Raw genomic sequence first — 716 nt, forward strand, 5'->3', positions numbered from 1 at the left:
CCATTGTTAGCACCCCAAGCAACAACGCCCGAATTTACATCATGACGGTAAAGGGTTGCTGACTTTTCATAGGTGAACATGCCGCCTGAGTTATGACGATAAGACCAGCTTAAATCATCCGATGTTAAGCGGTCGGCAGCCGTAGCAATCTCAGTATTAAGAAGGTGCATAAATTTAGTAATATCACCTTCAATCAATGAGTTAAGTGTTTTATAACGTTTGGTTTTGCGTACTACATTCTTGAAAAAGTGCGCCCGTTCTTCACTTGGGATAGCATCAACAGAGCCGTAACTACGGTAACGAGGGTTGTTTTCAAACAGCTGGTCATAGTAATAATCAGAGTCAAAAACAACCGATTCGTTAACATCTAGGTCTAAATCATCAGTGGCTTGTTGGTCAAATAATTCAGCACAAAGCATTGCGTTATAAGCTTCTTTGTAGGAGCCAAAGTCACCTTTACCAAACGCAATTTTGGCGTCAAAGCGAAGACGGGCAATTTCGTCAGGGCAAAAAACAACGGTTAAATAGTCGATTTTGGTTAACTGTTTAGAAGTCTGGTTCATAGTCAAATGCTCCAGAGTCGAACAGTTCTTGCCAGTTTGAATCATCAACGTCGATGATTTCGAAAGGTTCTCCACTTGCATAGTCTATGCAAAAAGCCATAGCTTCAGCGCGTGACGAATACATAAGCGGGTGTTCAATTTTATTGAAACCTA

1 pseudogene is annotated in these 716 nt (G+C 41.2%); it reads right to left on the bottom strand.

Annotated features, from left to right (window positions below):
* Positions 1 to 563 (bottom strand): annotated as a pseudogene (locus C2M25_RS06905) (hypothetical protein); the annotation flags it as partial.
* Positions 564 to 716: the final 153 nt, after the last annotated feature.

Source organism: Pseudoalteromonas sp. T1lg21, from assembly GCF_002964625.1.
In the GTDB taxonomy this organism is placed as follows: domain Bacteria; phylum Pseudomonadota; class Gammaproteobacteria; order Enterobacterales; family Alteromonadaceae; genus Pseudoalteromonas; species Pseudoalteromonas gelatinilytica.